At 72.8% G+C, this 15128-nt stretch carries 13 protein-coding genes; 3 read left to right on the forward strand and 10 right to left on the reverse strand.

What is annotated here, in order from left to right:
• Positions 1-28: 28 nt before the first annotated feature.
• Entirely contained in the window at positions 29-793 is a 765-nt protein-coding gene (locus M8C13_RS25780; protein ID WP_252483275.1) for an SDR family oxidoreductase, read from the forward strand.
• Positions 794-808: 15 nt separating this feature from the next.
• On the opposite strand, the gene M8C13_RS25785 is transcribed toward M8C13_RS25780, so the two are convergent.
• Positions 809-1789, reverse strand: coding sequence for a small ribosomal subunit Rsm22 family protein (locus M8C13_RS25785; protein WP_252483276.1), 981 nt, complete (start codon positions 1787-1789; stop codon positions 809-811).
• A gap of 72 nt (positions 1790-1861) precedes the next feature.
• Positions 1862-2515 carry an FMN-dependent NADH-azoreductase gene (locus tag M8C13_RS25790; RefSeq protein WP_252483277.1) on the reverse strand — a complete coding sequence of 218 codons (654 nt, stop codon included), beginning with the start codon at positions 2513-2515 and terminating at the stop codon, positions 1862-1864.
• Positions 2516-2630: 115 nt separating this feature from the next.
• Here M8C13_RS25790 and M8C13_RS25795 point away from each other — a divergent pair, with 115 nt between their 5' ends.
• Positions 2631-3140 carry a MarR family winged helix-turn-helix transcriptional regulator gene (locus M8C13_RS25795; protein ID WP_252483278.1) on the forward strand — a complete coding sequence of 170 codons (510 nt, stop codon included), beginning with the start codon at positions 2631-2633 and terminating at the stop codon, positions 3138-3140.
• 516 nt (positions 3141-3656) lie between these two features.
• On the opposite strand, the gene M8C13_RS25800 is transcribed toward M8C13_RS25795, so the two are convergent.
• A complete protein-coding gene (locus M8C13_RS25800) occupies positions 3657-3971 on the reverse strand; it encodes a helix-turn-helix domain-containing protein (RefSeq protein ID WP_252483279.1) in 315 nt (104 codons plus the stop codon).
• 96 nt (positions 3972-4067) lie between these two features.
• On the opposite strand from M8C13_RS25800, the gene M8C13_RS25805 reads away from it, so the two are divergent.
• Positions 4068-4961 (forward strand): NAD(P)-binding domain-containing protein, encoded by an 894-nt coding sequence (locus M8C13_RS25805; RefSeq protein WP_252483280.1) that lies wholly within the window; start codon positions 4068-4070, stop codon positions 4959-4961.
• On the opposite strand, the gene M8C13_RS25810 is transcribed toward M8C13_RS25805, so the two are convergent.
• From M8C13_RS25810 to M8C13_RS45540, 7 genes are all read right to left on the reverse strand, one after another.
• Complete coding sequence (locus tag M8C13_RS25810; protein ID WP_252483281.1) at positions 4900-5802, reverse strand: aldo/keto reductase; 903 nt, start codon at positions 5800-5802, stop codon at positions 4900-4902. The two genes, M8C13_RS25805 and M8C13_RS25810, sit on opposite strands and share 62 nt — an antisense overlap.
• 91 nt (positions 5803-5893) lie before the next feature.
• On the reverse strand, positions 5894-8278 hold the full coding sequence (locus tag M8C13_RS25815; RefSeq protein ID WP_252483282.1) for a transglycosylase domain-containing protein: 2385 nt from the start codon (positions 8276-8278) through the stop codon (positions 5894-5896).
• A 980-nt stretch (positions 8279-9258) separates the two neighbouring features.
• On the reverse strand, positions 9259-10185 hold the full coding sequence (locus tag M8C13_RS25820) for a hypothetical protein (protein ID WP_252483283.1): 927 nt from the start codon (positions 10183-10185) through the stop codon (positions 9259-9261).
• Positions 10186-10295: 110 nt separating this feature from the next.
• The gene (locus M8C13_RS25825) at positions 10296-11363 is read right to left on the reverse strand and encodes a LuxR family transcriptional regulator (protein WP_252483284.1); all 1068 of its coding nucleotides are present in this window, start codon (positions 11361-11363) and stop codon (positions 10296-10298) included.
• Positions 11342-12442, reverse strand: coding sequence for a tetratricopeptide repeat protein (locus tag M8C13_RS45535; RefSeq protein WP_252483285.1), 1101 nt, complete (start codon positions 12440-12442; stop codon positions 11342-11344). Before M8C13_RS45535 ends, M8C13_RS25825 begins: the two co-directional genes overlap by 22 nt.
• A complete protein-coding gene (locus M8C13_RS25835; RefSeq protein WP_252483286.1) occupies positions 12394-12624 on the reverse strand; it encodes an AAA family ATPase in 231 nt (76 codons plus the stop codon). The genes M8C13_RS45535 and M8C13_RS25835 overlap by 49 nt, the downstream gene beginning before the upstream one ends.
• A 113-nt stretch (positions 12625-12737) precedes the next feature.
• The gene (locus tag M8C13_RS45540) at positions 12738-14498 is read right to left on the reverse strand and encodes a tetratricopeptide repeat protein (protein WP_308202864.1); all 1761 of its coding nucleotides are present in this window, start codon (positions 14496-14498) and stop codon (positions 12738-12740) included.
• Positions 14499-15128: the final 630 nt, after the last annotated feature.

The following is a 15128-nucleotide window of genomic DNA, read 5'->3' on the forward strand; positions in this document are numbered from 1 at the left end:
AAGAGCGGGCCCGGCCATGGTTGCCGCCATGAACACCTACGCAGACAAGAAAGCCGTGGTCACCGGCGGCACCCACGGCATGGGCCGGGCCGTCGTGCACGCCCTGCTCGACCGCGGCGCCGAGGTCCTGCTCACCGGCCGCAACCCCGCCAACCTGGCCGCCGCCCGCACCGAGCTGGCCGGCCGCCGCGCGCACGTCCTGTCCTCCGACGCCACCGACCTCGCCGACATCGCCGAGCTGGCCGGCCACGCCGCCGACACCCTGGGCCGGATCGACCTGCTGTTCGTCAATGTCGGCCTGGCCCGCCTGGAACCCTTCGCCGAGGTCACCGAGGCCAGCTACGACGAGACCTTCGCGGTCAACACCAAGGGCGCGTTCTTCACCGTCCAGCGCCTGGCCCCGCTGCTGGCCGACGGCGGCGCGGTGGTGCTGACCACCTCGATCGCCGACGAGGGCGGCACCGACATCCTGACCGCCTACTCCGGCGCGAAGGCCGCGGTCCGCGCCTTCGCCAAAGGCATGGCCAGCGCGCTGCTGCCGAGGAACATCCGGGTCAACGTGGTCGCCCCCGGCTTCGTGGACACCCCGACCATGGGCATCGCCGGCCTGTCCCCAGCGGAGCGGGCCGCCTTCACCGCCGAGGGTGACGCGGTGACCCCGATGGGCCGCCACGGCACTCCGGCCGAGGTCGCCGCCGCCGTGCTGTTCCTGGCCTTCGAGGCCACCTTCACCACCGGCGCCCGCCTCACCGTGGACGGCGGCATCGGCCAGGCCATCAGCCGGCCCCGGTAGCCCGGGCGCGGTCCGTCAGTCGGCTGCCGGCGACCACTCCTCGCCCCAGCCGACCTCCCGGGCCGCCCGGTAGTCCGCGCCGTGCCGCTTGGACACCGTCACCTCGGCCAGCCCGTCCGCGCCCGTGCACAGCCGCAGCGCCACCAAACCCTTGCGCTTCACCGGATGCCGCAGCACCCGGTTCGCCGCCCGGCCGGCCGGTTCGTTCGCCACCGCGACGTAGGAGAACTTCTCGTCCTCGAAGTTGAGCGTGCCCTCCTTGATCACCCGGTGCGCGCCGAGCCTGGGCAGCCGCGCGGAGAAGTGGCACCAGTCCCGCCCCGGCGTGATCGGGCAGTCCCGCTGGTGCGGGCACGGCGCGACCACCGAGCGGCCCAGCCCGATCAGCTCGTCCCTGGCCCGCAGCACCCGCTCGTACCCGGCCGGGGTGCCCGGTTCGATCAGCACCAGCAGCCGCGCCGAGGCGGCCAGCCAGCGCACCGTGGCCGCCCGCACCGGCTCCGGCAGCTCACCGAGCACATAGGACAGTGTCACCACGTCCGCGGCCGGGGCCTCGGCGGCCGGGTCGATCCGCCCGCGCCGCCAGCTGGTGCCGCGCAGCCGCGCCGAGGCGGCCATCAGCTTCCGCCCGAGCGCCACCACTTCTGGCGCCTGTTCCAGCACGCTCAGCTCGGTCAGCGACGGCCAGGTCTCCGCCGCCGCCCACGCCGCCGTGCCGGTGCCGCCGCCGACGTCGACCAGGCTGCGCGGCGCGAACTCCGGCAGCTGCCGCGCCACCTCGGCCAGCGCGGCGCGCACCGCGGCGTAGGTGCCGGGCATGCGGTATCCGGCGTAGGCGGCCGCGTCCACCGGGCTGACCAGGATCGGCTCGGTCGCGGCCACACCCTGCCGGTAGCGGGTGATCAGCCGGGTGACCGCGCGCGCCAGCTCCGGCTGCGGGAAACCGCGCAGCGCGGTGTCCAATGCGGACTGGAGCTCCTCGGGCAGGGCGGTCATGGCAGGGATTCTGCCTTCTCGCCGGCAAGCCCCGGCGTGCTGCCCGTCCACCCGCCCCGGCCAACCGGTCGGTCAGGCGACCGCGAGCCCCGCCAGCTCCGGCGCGACCTTCTCCGCCAGCGAGTGCGCCTGCTCCCGCGACTGGCCGGCCAGCTCCCGCAGCTCGGCCATGGCCGGGTTGACATCGGCCAGGGTCAGCTCGGCGTCGACCACCCGGAGGTCCATCGCGAACACATCGGCCAGGATGCGGTGCAGCCACGGCGTCCCGTGGTCCCAGCCCTCCCGGGGCGTGCCGGGCCCGTAGCCGCCGCCACGCGCCACGATCAACGCCGCGGGCCTGCCCTTGAGCGGCTGCTGTCCCGAGGCCGGGGCCAGCCGCGGTTCGGTGAGCAGCAGGTCGATCCAGATCTTGGCCTGCTGCGGCACCCCGAAGTTGTACAGCGGCGCGGTCAGCAGCAACCCGTCCGCGCCCAGCAGCTCATCGGCCAGCTCGGTGGCCAGCCCAGCCGCCGCCCGGTGCCCGTCGGTCCACTCCTGCGCCGGGGTCCACCCGGTGGCCACGGAGTTCGCCCAGGCGTCGGCGGGCAGCGGATGCCGCCCCAGGTCACGGCGCGTCACCGGGGTGCCGGGCCGCGCGGCGAGCCAGTTCCGCTCGAAGGTGTCACCCAGCGCCCGGCTGACCGAGCCCTCGGTCCGAATGCTCGAGTCCACACGCAGCAGAGTCATCGTCTTCCCTCCAGAAGCGCTGCTCTCCAGAACAGCTGTCGACAAGATGTTCTGCTAAACAGACTATCTTGTCAACAGAACGTATCCCGCCCCACGAACGGCATAGGATGGGTAGGTGACCCAAAACCACCACCGACCAGCGCGGTTCGACTTCGGCCTGGCGCTGAGCGCGGTCGTGCGGGGTTACTTCAAAGCCGCCGACCGCGCGGTCGACGACCTGCCCGGCGGCCCCCGCGGCTACCAGGTGCTCAGCGCCGCCGCCCGCGGCGAGGCCCCCAGCCAGATCGCCCTGGCCCAGCAACTCGGCGTCGACCGCACCGTCATGACCTACCTGCTGGACGACCTGGAACGTGCCGGCTTCGTCGAACGCCGCCCCGACCCCGCCGACCGCCGCTCCCGCCAGATCGTCATCACCGCCCCAGGCCAACAAGAACTCTGCCGCCTGGAACGCAAACTCCACACGGTCGAAGACACCGTCCTCACCCCCCTCACCCCAGCCGAACGCGAAACCCTCCGCGACATGCTGTCCCGCCTGGCCGCCTACGCCGGCGACGTTCCCCACGCCTGCCAACTCGCCGAACACACCCGCACCACCGAGCCCCCCGGCCCCACCAGCTCCTGCTGACCTGCCCCGCTGCGCTGGCTTTGGCCTCCGGAAGCCACCCAGCTATGCTCGGTCAGTCGCTTGACCAGCACGTTCACCGCAGCGGCGGCTCCAGTCGAGCCGAAGATCAGGACGAGAAGCAACCTTTTCGGCCGGAAAAGCGTTCCGCAGAGGAAGCGGAGGCGCGGGCGGGGAACAGGCGGGTCGGGCACCGGTGACACGGGTCCGAAGAAGCGGTGTGGCGGCCCGGTGAGCGAGAGGCGTGGCAGCCTGGCGAGCAAGCGGTGTGGCGGCCGGGGCGAGCAGGCAGCGCGGCGCGGCCGGGGTGAGCAAGAGGCGCCGCCGGGATGAGCACGAGGTATGGCGCGGCCGGGGGGCGAGGCAAGCCGGTGCCGGCAACTCGGCCCTGGCAGCTCGGTCCTGGCGGATCGGCATCGGTGAAGCCGACCGGCACCGGGCCGGGCGGGCGTCGGCGATTCGCGGCCCAGCAGTTCGCGTTGCGGCCCAGCGGTTCGCGTGCGCGCTGGTTCGCCGGGGTCACAGGTGTTCGCGGCCCCAGGCGCCGAGGGGGCGGAGGGCCTCGTTGAGGGCGATGCCGCGTGGGGTCAGCGAGTACTCGACGTGCGGCACCGGTCCGGGGCGGGCGTGCCGGTCGATGATCCCGTCGGCGATCAGCTCGCGGAGTTGGTCGGTGAGCACCTTCTCGCTGACGCCGGGCACCAGGCGCCGGAGTTCGCCGTAGCGCTGCGGCTGCTGGCCGAGCGCCCACAGGATGAGGACCTTCCACTTGCCGCTGATGACCTCCATCGCGGCGTCCAGGCCGCAGTGGGTCGGGCGGGTTCGGACGCTCATGTGGTGCACCCCCAATCGGGGCCAGGATAACGCCGTCGGGCACGCACTTTGATGTGCGTACTTGAGGTGAATTGCGGGGCGGCCTAGGTTGAAAATGTGATTACAGTGCTGGGGCTTGGTCGGATGGGATCGGCGATTGCCGGGGCTTTCGTGAAATCCGGATACTCGACGACGGTGTGGAATCGGTCTGGCGGCAAAGCTGAGCCGCTGGTCGCGCGGGGTGCGGAACGCGCGGGAAGTGTGGCTGACGCGGTGGCCGCCGGCGACATTCTGGCGGTGTGCGTCCTGGACTACGCCGCGATGTACGAGGTGCTCGATCCGGTGCGCGGGCAGTTGGCCGGGAAGGTGCTGGTGAACCTCACCTCCGGTCTGCCGAGCGAGGCGCGGGCCGCCGCGGACTGGGCGCGCGAGTGCGGTCTGCGCTACCTGGACGGCGCGGTGCTGGCCGTGCCGCCGACGGTTGGGCAGCCGCAGACTCAGTTGTTCTATGCCGGTGACCAGCAGGTTTTTCGCGAGTGTGAGCCGCTGCTCGGGGCGTTGGGCAGCAGCGTGTACTTCGGCGCGGACCCGGGCACTGCGGCCGACTTCGACCTGGCCCTGCTCGGTATTCTGTGGGCCACCCTGACCAGCGCGCTCCAGGGTTTCGCGCTGGTCGGCTCGGGGGAGCGGTTGTTGCCGTTCGCGGAGTCGTGGCTGACCAATGTGGTGCTGCCCAGTATTCGAGGTGCGGCGAGACAGGTCGACTCCGGTGAATACGGGAATGCGGTGTCCACGGTTTCTCTGAATGCGGCCGGGTTGGCGAAAATGGTTCGAGCTGGTCGCGAGCAGCGAATAGCGACCGACCTCATGGTTCCCGTCAAGGAATTCCTGGACAAACGGGTCGCCCAGGGGTTCGGCCAGGACAGTCTGGCCAGCATGTTCGAGGTCATCAGGAATCCGGGCGCGCCGACCGGTGCACCGCCTCCAGGCGAGCCAGCTCCTCGTCGGTGAGTCGCAGCGACCCCGCGGCGATGTTGGCCGCCAGGTGCTCCGGGTTGCCGGTGCCGGGAATGGCCAGCACGTGCGGCCCGCGCCCCAGGGTCCAGGCCAGCCGGACCTGTGCGGTGCTCACCCCGTGGGCGGTCGCGATGGTCAGCACCTCGGTGTCCTCCGCCCCGCCCGCCCCGGACTCCTTGCCCGCCCCGGCGATGGCGAAGAACGGCACGAACGCCACACCCTGCTCGCCGCACAGCCGCAGGAACTCGTCCTGCCTGGCGGGCGCGCCGATGCCGTACTGGTTCTGCACGCACACCACCGGCGCGATCGCCTGCGCCTCGGCCAGGTGGTGCGCCCGCACGTTCGAGATGCCCAGGTGCCGGATCAACCCGGCCGCGCGCAGTTCGGCCAGCGCGCCGAAGTGCTCGGCGATCGACTCCGGTCCGTGCACCCGCAGGTTCACCACATCGAGGTGGTCCCGGCCCAGCTGCCGCAGGTTCTCCTCGACCTGCCCGCGCAACTGCTCCGGGCGCGCCAACGGCAGCCACTCCCCGGACGGGTCCTTGCCCGGGCCGACCTTGGTGGTGATCACCAGGTCGTCCGGGTACGGTGCCAGCGCGGTGTTGATCAGCTCGTTGGCCGAGCGCAGCGGCGAGAAGTAGAAGGCGGCGGTGTCGATGTGGTTGACGCCCAGCTCGAGCGCGCGGCGCAGCACCGAGATCGCGCGGTCCCGGTCGCTGGGGGAGCCGTCGGCCTGGTGGGTCAGGCGCATCGCGCCGAAGCCGACACGGTGCACGGTCAGGTCGCCGAGGGTCCAGCTGCCCGCGTCGGCCGCGTTGATCGTTTCCCAGGTCATGCCGGAAGTCTGCCCTGTCACCCAGCCGGGTGCGCCGCTGCCAAACCGCTGTTCGACCCGACGTGGACGCGTTGCCAGGGCAGGCCACTCGTCAGCCGGTGCGCGTCGGCTTCGTCCGGGTCGGTGGCGGGGTGGTCGGCCTGGTCGAGGTCGGCGGCCGGCTCGGCGTCGTGGTCACCGGGCGACCACCGGTGCTCGTGGTCGGCGGCGGCGGTGGCGCGGGGTTGCGGGTCCGGGTCGGCTTCGGCCGTTCGCCCGCCGCCTCGACCTCCGGCGGTCGAGGCCGATCGCTGTGCAGGTACCGCCCCTCGACCTCCGGCAGCCCAGCCACCGGCAGGTCGTTCATGATCCCGCCCTGGCCGTTGTCGCCGTTCATCGCGCGGAACCAGGTGCGTGCCGAGTACTTCCCGCCGTAGATGTACCGGCCCTGCGAACACGGTCGCGGCGGCTGGTCCGGGCCACCGTCGCACAGGGTCTGCGGCGCCGAGGTGTCGTCGAAGGTGAACACCGCGGCCGACAGTTGCGGGGTGAAGCCGAGGAAACCGGCCGACTTGTGCTCCTGGGTGGTGCCGGTCTTGCCCGCCATCGGCCGGTCCCACTTCACCAGCTTGGCCGCCGTGGTCGCGGTGCCGCCCAGGGTGTCCTTGCTCAGCGCCACCGTCATCGCGTTCGCCAGTCCCGGCTGCACCACCTGCTCGCACTTCTGTTCCTGCACCGGAACCGGCTGGTCCTTGCGGTCCAGCACCGCCTCGATCGGGCTGGGCGGGCACCACATGCCCTCACTGGCCAGGGTCGCGCCGACGTTGGCCAGCTCCAGCGTGCTGGTCGGGGTGGGGCCGAGGGTGAAGGAGCCGAAGTTCTGCTCGGCGAAGAACCGGCCGATCGGGCGCTTCTTCCGATCCTCCGTCGCGGTCATGGTGCCCAGGGTGCGCAGGCCGAGACGCTGCGCCATGTCCACCGCGGCCTTCACCCCGACGCGCTCCAGCAGGTGCACGAAGGTGGTGTTCGGCGACTTCGCCAGCGCGTCCTGCAGGCTCATCCGGGGCGGGTAGTTGCTGTTCTCGGCGTTCTGCACGCAGTACTTGCGCAGGCCCATCGCGCCCTGCGGGCAGCTGGCCCCGCCACCGAGGAAGACGTTGGATACGTAGGTGTCGGGCACCGGCACCGACTCGGTCAGCGTGCCGCCCTGTTCCAGCAGCGCGGCCGCGGTGAAGATCTTGTAGATCGACCCGGCACCGTGGTTCTGCGGCGAGTACGGCAGGCCGAGGGTGGTCTGGCGGGCTTTGCGGTCCAGGCCATAGGTGCGGTTCGCGGTCAGCGCGACCACGCGGTGTTTGTCCTTGCCGGGCTTGATGATGGCCATGGCGTTGGCCACGTTCGGGGTCTGCGGCGGGACTTCCTTGTCCACCGAGGCCTTGGCCTTGGCCAGCGCGTTCCGGTCCAGGGTGGTCTTGATCGTGTAGCCGCCGCGGCGCAGGTCGTCCCGCTGGAAGCCGGAGTTTTCCAGGTACTTCAGCGCATAGTCGCAGAAGTAGCCGGGGTCGCCGACTCCGACGCAGCCGTTGGGCGGGCGCGCGGGGGTGGGCGACAGGTCGAGGTTGGTCTTCTTCTCCGCCTCGCCGACGTCGGCCGGGAGGCGGCCCTGGCGCACCATCTCGTCGATGACCACGTTGCGCCGCTCCAGTGCCCGCTCCGGGTGCCGGTAGGGGTTGAGCGCGCTCGGCTCGTTGACGATCCCGGCCAGCAGCGCGGCCTGGGCGACGGTCAGCTTGTCCTGGGTGGTGTCGAAGTAGGCGCGCGCCGCGGCCTGGATGCCGAAGGAGTTCTGCCCGAACGGCACGGTGTTGAGGTAGCGGGTCAGGATCTCGTCCTTGCTCAGGGTCTGTTCGAGTTGCAGCGAGATCCGCAGCTCGCGGATCTTGCGCGCCATCGACTGCTCCTGCGCCCTGGTGCGCTCCACCGGGGTCTTGGCCGAGATGTGCGTGAGGTGGTTCTTCACGTACTGCTGGGTCAGGGTCGAGCCGCCCTGCGAGATCCGCCCAGCGACCGCGTTCGAGATGGCGGCCCGTCCCAGTGCCACCGGATCGACGCCTTGGTGGTCGTAGAACCGGTGGTCCTCGATCGCCACGATCGCCGACTTCACCGTGTTGGAGATCTCGTGCGCCGGAACCGGCACCCGGTACTGGTCGTAGATGTGGGCGAAGGGCTTGCCGTCGGTGTCCAGCAGCGCGGTCATCTGCGGCACCTCGTCGGCGATCAGCTCCGCCGCGGTCCGATTCACATCATCGCTGGCCAGCACCGCCACCGCGCCCGCGCCCCCGGCGAGCGGGAACAACACGCCCGCGGCCAGCATCCCAGCCAGCGCGCACAGTCCAACCAGCTTCAACACCCCGCCCGCGACCCGCCGCACCCGGGGCGGCCCCGGATCGGCCTCGTCCAGCAGGGTGTCGAACGGTGTGCCCGTGGATCCCGTCATCGCGATCAGCCCGCCGTTCGGAGTGCCCAGGTATCTCTCATGGTGGTAGCCCGAGTACCGCACAGGCAACCAACTCGATCAGGTGGCGTGTCGCCTACCGCGCGTCGCGGCCCGCGTGTCCCGCGTGTCCCGCGTGCGTGTCCGGGCGCGGACGTGCCGGGACCCGCAGGGGCGCGCCGAGGCCAGATGCGGAGGCCAGACGACGCCAGGCGGGGCTGCGGGCGAGGTGCGGCGCGGACGATGTGGGCGCGGACGATGTGGGCGCGGACGATGTGCGAGCGTGCCGGGGCTGAGCGGGTCGCGGGGCCGCCGAGCGGGTGGCGGGGCCGGTGGGCTGTAGCGATGCCCACGGGCTGGGGCGTTGCCCAGGCCGGTGCGTGCCGGCACCACCGGAGCCGCACCGACAGCGGCGACGCGACGTCGGCGATGACGACGCGACATGGGTGGTGACACGGCGACGGCGATGCGTCGGCGGCGAGATGCCGTAGCCCGGCGGCGAGTCCGCGGTCCCGCGGCGGGAACCACCCACCCGGAGCCGACGACCGGGCCGTTGGGCTCGCGCTCTGGGGCCGAGCTGGGGCCGACGCGTTGTGGCGGTAGCGCCGGGCCTGGGGCAGCCGGGGCTGAGCTGTACCCGGGCTGTGTCCGGCCCGCGTGTTCCCCGCCCCCGCCCTCCGCTTCCTCTGCGGAACGCTTTTCGGGCCAAAAAGGTTGCTTTCCGTCTTGATCTTCGCGTCGGCTGGGGCCAGCGGATGCCGGTTGGGCCGTCCCCAGTCTACCGCGCCGCGAGCACTCGACCCAGCCGCCCCGGCGGCCCCCGTGAACCGGCGGCAGCGCTCTGAACAGGGGAAACAGCTCCGCGAGCACTGTGCGAGCGCGGCTGGGCCGTCGCAGCTATCCACAGGCTCAGTCAAAAAAGCCGAGGACCCCGTCACCCGGACGGGGTCCTCGTTCGCATCCATTCGAGTGAGCGGCCGGGGTCACGGCGCCATGGAGAACCAGTTGAACGTCTCCACCATCTGCCGGGTCGTGCCCACGTAACGCCGTCCGGTCAGCTCCCAGCGGTTCACCGTCCGGTAGGTGCCGGGCTTGAGGCTCTCGTCCTCGGCGGTGTCCGGGTTGTCGTCCACCGGCAGGTACTCGTTGATCACCCGGCGGGTCAGCGTCACGTCCAGCGACTCGTACGCCGACTGGGTCTTCAGGTAGTCGCCGTCGCCGTGGTCCCAGGCACGGCCCGGGTCGGCCAGCTTGAGCTGCACCGTGTTGCCGCCGAAGGAGCCCTTCGCCGCGACCACGGTGACGATGTGGCCGCCGTTGCGCTCCAGGCTGCCGGTCTGGGGGCCCTCCTTGTAACGGCCGTAGACCATTTGGACGGGGCCTTCGTTCAGTTTCTTGGCCAGGTCGCCGGAGAAGTCGGTGCTGGTGTGGCTGCTGGTGTTGCCGGAGGTGGTGGTCCAGCCGGCGTCGCGGGCCTTCTTGGTGGCGATGGTGAAGGCGTTGCGCAGGTTGCCCATGTTGGTGCCGCCGTCGTACTTGGCGTCCACGCCGATGCGCCCGATCGAGTTGGTGATGACGTTGTAGTCGGCCTGGTCCTTGGGGTTGAGGTTGCGCAGGTCGGTGGTGAGCCAGCCGACCGGGGCGTTCTTCTCGTGCGCCCAGTAGTGCAGCACGTTGTACAGCGAGGCGGGGCCGCAGTAGGCGCTGCCGTTGTTCTCCAGGCCGGCGCGGAACTGGTCGACGTCGCTGATGCCGCACTGCTTGACGTCGAAGTCGGCGCCGCTGACATCAGTGGCGCGGACGCAGGCAGGCGGGGGAGCGATGTCCGCCGATGCGGCGCCGGGAAGCGCGGCCATGGTGGCGGCGGTCGCTGCTGCGGCGAGGATCAGGTTGCTGGCCTTGCGGATCATGGCTCCTACCTTCGGTTTCTCCGCCGCCCCTCGCGGCGTGATAGGTAGAGCCTGTTCTCCGGGACCCCCACGGGCATGAGGGGCGAACCCCCAAATCCGCCCCGGCCCCCCTACACCAGCGCCTGTGCCAGGTCCCGGCGGCCGGTGATGCCGAGCGTGGTGTAGATCCGCCCCAGGTGGTTCTCCACGGTCTTGGGCGTCACGAACAGCTCCTGGGCGATCTCCCGGTTGGCCCGCCCGGCCGCGGCCAGCCCGGCGACCCGGCGTTCGCTGGCGGTCAGCGCCTCGGGCCCGGCGAACACCGGTCGCCGCGGCCGGTCGCCCAGCGCCTCCAGGGCTTCCACCGCGCGTTGCCGCAGCGCCGCCGAGCCGCAGTCCCCGGCCAGGTCGATGCCCCGGTGCAGCACCTCGCGGGCGTCCCCGCGCCGGCGCGCGACCCGCAGCGCCTCGCCCAGGCCGACCAGGGACCTGGCCAGTTCCAGCCGCGCCGGGCTCGCCCGCAACACCGCGACGGACTCGGTCAGCAGGTCCAGCCGCCGCTCCGGCTCGGCGTGGGCGAGCAGCCGCAGCGCCGCCCCGACCTCGGTGGCCGCGCCCCACCTGCGGGCGATGGCCAGCTGTTCGGCGGCCAGCGTGCCCGCCTCGGCGGTGTCGCCGAGCAGCATCGCCGCGCGCGCCGCGGGCGCCCGCCACGAGATGGTCGGCGGGTCCAGACCGGCCTCTGCCATCAGGTCCCGCTGCCGGGCGGACTCGGCGCGGGCGAGGCGGGGATCGTTGCGGCCCAACGCGATCAGCGCCCTGGGCTCGTGCAGCCAGATGGTCGGCATCATGGTCGGCCGGTCCGGGTGCGCGGTGTCGAAGCGGTCCAGCGCGGCGGCCGCGCCGTCCAGGTCGCCGCGTTCCAGGGCGGCGTAGGCGGTGAAGTGGGTGCCGGTGGCGCGCAGGGCGATCACGTGCGGGGCCGGATCCTCGTGGGTGATCGCGGCCAGCGCGCCCTCGGACTCGGCGTCCACCGCGGCCACGTCGCCGAGCCGCCAGTTCAGGAACAGTCCCGCGTTGGCCACCATGGCGAACTCCACCGGCGAGCCGTGCGCGCGCACCCGCAGCCGCGCCCGGTCGATCTCCCGCCGCGCCGGCTCCACGCCGTCCGCGGAGATCAGCGCCAGCAGCGCGACCACCCAGGCGACCATGGCCTCGCTGGAGCCGGTGGCGTCGTCGAAGTAGGCGCCGTTGGCCAGCGCCGGGTCGCGGTGGCGGCGACCTCGGCGGCGGGGCGGACCTCGTAGCGGCCCATCTGGGCGAGCAGCTCGAGCAGCGTCCGCTCATCCGGTGTGCCGCCCGGCAGGCCGGCGTAGCCGCGCAGGTGGGCGGAGGAGCGGTGCCGTTCCCCGGCCATGAACGAGCGGATCACCGCCAGCCGCGCCTCCAGGTGCAGCCGCCCGGCGTCCCGGTCCCCGGCGGGCCGGGCCCGGATCGCGGCCTCCAGCTCGGCGATGGCGGTGGCCGGGCCGTCGACCACCGCGGTCGCCGAGGCCGCCGCGGCGAGCAGTTCCGCGTCGGGCAGACCGGCGGCCGCGGCGCGCAACTCGTCCCTGGCCCGCGCGGCCTCCCCGGTGCGCAGCAGCGCCCGCCCCAGCTCCGCCCGCAACGCCGGATCGTCCGGGTCCTCGTCAACCGCCCTGGTCAGGTGCTCGGCCGCGGCCCGCCCGTGCAACCCGCGGCGGGCCACCGGGCCGAGGCCGGCGAGCACCGCCTCGCGCACCACCGGATGCACAAAGACCAGGTGGTTCCCGTCGCTGACCAGCACGTTCGCCGCGGCGAGCGCCTCGGCCGCGGCGGTCAGCTCCGCCGGGTCGAGTCCGGTGATCGTCGCCGCCTGCCACGGGTCGCTGCCCACGCCGAGCACCGCGGCCGCTCCGGCCAGCCGCACCGCCGCCGAGGGCAACCGGCCCAGCGCGGCCCGGAACACCGTGCTCGGGCCCAGCGTGCCGACCCGTGCCGCCGTCGCCGCCTCGTCCAAGGGCAGGCCCAACGTGTCCAGCTCGTCGACCAGAACCCTTGCCAGGAAAGGGTTTCCGCCACTGGCCGCATGCAGCGCCGTGACCACCGCCGGTGCGGCGGCCGGTCCGGGGCGGGCGGCGAGCAGTGCGGTCAGCGCCGCGGCGGTCAGTGGCCGCGGCAGCACCCGCTCGGCCTGCCGGGACACGCTCAGCTGGGCCAGCGGCCCGGTGTTCTCCGCGGGCGGGCGGGTGGCCACGACCAGCGCGATCGGCAGGTGGCCAGGTCCCTGGTGGCCTGCACCAGGCGGGTCTTGCCGATCCCGGCGCGGCCCTCGATCAGCACCACCCGGCCCTCGCCGCGGGCAGCTGAGTCCAGCGCCGCCTCGATCCGGGAAAGCTCCGACTCGCGTTCCAGGACGGCGGAGTCGGGCGTGCGCACGGCCGGATCGTAACCGCGAAAACCGCCGGTGGAGCCGCTGATACCCCGTGGTGATCAACCTGGGCGACCGCCGTGACCCGGTTGGCCGAACCCCGGCCGCGCGGCAGAGGAGCTCAGGGCTCGGCCGTGCCGTCCAGGACCATCCGCCAGTGCACCAGGTTGTGGCAGGTGATCAGGATGTTCGGATGCCACGGCCCCAGCACCCGCACCTGGTCGTCGAGCACCCTGGCCAGTTCGGTCACCGCCGCCGCCGGATCACCGGCGTGACCGCGCCAGCGCGCCAGGTTGTGCCGCGTGGTCAGCGTGTTCGGATGCCAGGGGCCGAGGGCGAAGATCTGGTCCCGCAGCAGCCGTTCCAGCTCGGTCACCGCGGTCGCGGCATCGCCGGTCGCGCCGCGCCAGCGGGCCAGGTCGTGCCGGGTGGTCAGGGTGTCCGGGTGGCGCGCGCCGAGGACCCGCACCTGCTCGCGCAGCACCGCTTCCAGTTCGGGCACGGTGCGCGCGTGCTCACCGGCGTGGCCGCGCCAGCGGGCGAGGTTGTGCCGGGTGGTCAGGGCGTGCGGATGGTGTGGCCCGAGCACCCGTTCCTGGTCGGCGAGCACCCGCTCCAGCTCCCGCACCGCGCCCGCGGCGTCACCGGTCTCGCCGCGCCAGTAGGCCGCGTTGTGCCGCGCGGTCAACGTGCTCGGGTGATCCGCGCCGACCAGCTGCCGGGTGAGCCGGTGCAGCCGGTGGAACCAGCGGGTGGCCGCGGCGACCTGCCCGCTCTCACCGAGGCTGTTGCCCGCGTGGAAGAGCAGCTCGTGCTCGGCGGTCCAGCGCTGGTCGGCGGTGTGCCGGTGCAGCGCCGCGGTGTTCGCCCGCAGCGCCCGCACCAGCGGCAGGTCCTTCTCCACCGGCGGCCACACCTGGCGCAGCGCGTCCGCGACCAGCTTCGCCCAGCAGGGCAGGCGATCGCCCAGCTCCTCCCGCGCGGCCCGCTGCACCAGCGTGTGCACCCGGACCGCGCGGTGCGGCGTGCCGGGATCGTGGGTCACCAGGTTCATCCGGTGCAGCCCACGCAGCGCGGTGCGCGCCTGCTCGGCGTCCACCGGCCTGCCGACGATCTCGCCGAGGTGCTCGAGCACGGCCGGGCTGGTGAACACCGCCTCCGGCGCCCCGTTGGGGTCCAGCACGCTGGCCACGGTCAGCAGCGGCCGGGCCAGCCCCGCCGGTTCCAGCCGGTCGGCGCGCTCGACCGACAGCGACCAGGCCGCGGCGACCGTGGCCAGGTGCTCATCGGGCAGCGCGTCCCGCTCCGGCAGCAGCGAGTCCAGTCGCCGCCGCCGGTCGGCCAGCCGCGCGCGGTACTGCGCGCAGGTCAGGTCCTGGTCGATGATGTACGCGCTGGCCTGCGCCAACGCCAGCGGCAGCCGGCCGAGGTCCTCGGCGAGGCCGTCCGCGCCGGTTAGTAGGCGCGGGGTCCCGGCGAACTTCGCGGCCAGGTAGGCGGCCGATTCGGCGGCGCTGAACAGCCCGACGTCCAGGATCCGGCGTCCCGCGCCGCGCAGTGCCGCGTCCCGTCGGCGGGTGGTGGCCAGCACCGGGCCTGGCGGCCACAGCCCGTTGAGGTCGGCGGGCGCGCGGACGTCGTCCAGGACCACCAGCCAGCGCTGCGGCGCGTGCGCCAGCCAGGCGAGGAAGCGTTCCGCGGCGAGCTCCGCGCCACCGCCGAAGCCGGTCAGGTCGGCGTAGGCAGAGGCGTAGGCGGCGATCACCGCCTCGCGGGAGTTCGCGGTCACCCAGACGAGCAGGTCCAGGTCGCCGGAGAGGCGGCGGACGTGGTCGGCGACGAGCTGGGTCTTGCCGGCCCCGGCGGGACCGGAGAGCACCACCGCGGTCGCGTGGCCATGATCGGCACCAGGCTCGTTTCCGCTCCCGGCAGCTGACCCGTGCCCGCGCGCAGTCGCGTTCCCGGCACCAGACCCAGGCTTGTTCCCGCGCTCGGTGGCGTCCTCGGCACCAGGCCCAGGCTTGTTTCCGCTCCCGGTCGCGTTCTCGGTGTCAGGCCCATCCCCGCTCGCGGTCGCGTTCCCGCCCGTCGGCTCGGTCAGTTCGGCCAGCCGGGTGCCCTCCGCGCGCGGCTGGAAGCAGTCCGCCCGCGGCGGCACCACCCCGTACCGCCTCGGCCAGCGCGGCTCCGCGGTCGAGGCCCCGGCGGCCCCGTGGAAGTGCACGCCCCCGTGGACCTGCCCCACCATCGCCGCGCCACCCCGCACCCCTCCGGCGAGCGCATTCCTGTTCACGTGTCCTGCCCCCTGCTACCAGGCGATTTACCTGTACAACCACCGCTCGCGAACGAGTGATGGCAGTCACGCTAATGGGTGTGTCAACACGAGTTGCAGGGCGGTCTGCACACTCGGGGTCGCCGCGCTTGTGCGCCACAAACGGAACAAATCGGGCTCGAATCCGTGGCGCCGAGCCGTCTGTCCATTGTGGACACTGTCGGCGCTGGGACTGTCTCG

Origin of the sequence: Crossiella sp. SN42 (assembly GCF_023897065.1) — a bacterium.
Taxonomy (GTDB): Bacteria; Actinomycetota; Actinomycetes; order Mycobacteriales; family Pseudonocardiaceae; genus Crossiella.

Bases quoted from the DNA above. Each gene is read 5' to 3' on its own strand.
- M8C13_RS25815 (WP_252483282.1), bottom strand. From the start codon at position 8,278: ATGACGGGATCCACGGGCACACCGTTCGACACCCTGCTGGACGAGGCC.
- M8C13_RS25810 (WP_252483281.1), bottom strand. From the start codon at position 5,802: ATGACCTGGGAAACGATCAACGCGGCCGACGCGGGCAGCTGGACCCTC.
- M8C13_RS25800 (WP_252483279.1), bottom strand. From the start codon at position 3,971: ATGAGCGTCCGAACCCGCCCGACCCACTGCGGCCTGGACGCCGCGATG.
- M8C13_RS25820 (WP_252483283.1), bottom strand. From the start codon at position 10,185: ATGATCCGCAAGGCCAGCAACCTGATCCTCGCCGCAGCAGCGACCGCC.
- M8C13_RS25780 (WP_252483275.1), top strand. From the start codon at position 29: ATGAACACCTACGCAGACAAGAAAGCCGTGGTCACCGGCGGCACCCAC.
- M8C13_RS25790 (WP_252483277.1), bottom strand. From the start codon at position 2,515: ATGACTCTGCTGCGTGTGGACTCGAGCATTCGGACCGAGGGCTCGGTC.
- M8C13_RS25785 (WP_252483276.1), bottom strand. From the start codon at position 1,789: ATGACCGCCCTGCCCGAGGAGCTCCAGTCCGCATTGGACACCGCGCTG.